We start from the raw sequence: 1,098 nt of genomic DNA on the forward strand, positions 1-1,098 counted from the left end.
CTTTATCGCAGCGGCCAACGCCGGTCAGATTTCGCAGGCTGCAATGGATATCAATGTCTCCCAATCCGCCATCACAAATGCGGTCAGGGCGCTGGAAGAGATGATCGGATCGGCCTTGTTCGAACGTCACGCCAACGGCGTGTCCCTGACTTATGAAGGAAATCTCTTTCTCGACCATGCCCGCCATGTTGTGGCATCGGTCGAAGAAGCCATTCGCCTGCCGAGACGCATCCGCGAAGACGTGAGGGGCTCGCTCAACCTTGCGGTCAGCTATACCGTCGCCGGCTACTTCATCCCCGTTCATCTCGCCCGGTTTTCCCGGGCATTCCCGAACGTCAGGATCGACATGGTCGAATCCGATCGCCCTCCCATTGAGGAAGGCCTCATCACCGGCGGCTTCGATCTCGCCGTAATGTTGACCTCGAACATAGCGAATCACGAGGAACTCTCGCACGAAACCCTGCTGCGATCCCGAAGGCGACTTTGGGTCGGTGCGAACCATCGCTTTCTCCAGCAGCCGTCCGCAAGCCTTCAGGAAATTTCCGCGGAGCCCTACGTTATGCTGACGGTCGACGAGGCGAGCAACACGGCGCAGAGATACTGGAAAAAAACGCCCCACCGGCCCAACACGATCTTTCGCACGTCATCGGTCGAAGCGGTTCGGAGCATGGTCGCGATCGGCATGGGTGTGGCGATCCTCTCGGACATGGTCTATCGGCCATGGTCGCTCGAGGGGCGCCGTGTCGAAGTGATGCCGGTTTCCGAACCGGTCCCGACCATGGATGTGGGGTTTGCCTGGTCGATCGGCGCCGAACTCAACGAAGCTGCCAAGGCGTTCATTGAGTTCCTGCATCTCGCCATGGGCGTCGAGCAGCAATAGTACGATGCTGGAATGTCCGGCAAGGACACGCTTCGAAGGGTGACCGGGCGCCTGACACGGCTCGGCGAGTCGATTTCATACCCTCGGTTGTATTGTCGAATGAGTCTTCGATCCCCGAAATTCGCAACGTCAATGGCTCGGTACGCCAAACAGCATCCGCCAGCCGTGCCGAACGACATGCCGCCGCCCTGCTTCTTGTGGCGTCCGGCTCCGCAACC

At 59.5% G+C, this 1,098-nt stretch carries 1 protein-coding gene; it reads left to right on the plus strand.

The features are described 5' to 3' along the window. Positions 1-880, plus strand: an 880-nt coding sequence (locus OXG98_19270) for a LysR family transcriptional regulator (GenBank protein ID MCY3774150.1), incomplete at its 5' end; no start/stop codon positions are given. Between the last annotated feature and the right edge of the window lie 218 nt (positions 881-1,098).

It is taken from the genome of Gemmatimonadota bacterium (assembly GCA_026706345.1).
Lineage (GTDB): Bacteria > JAAXHH01 > JAAXHH01 > JAAXHH01 > JAAXHH01 > JAAXHH01.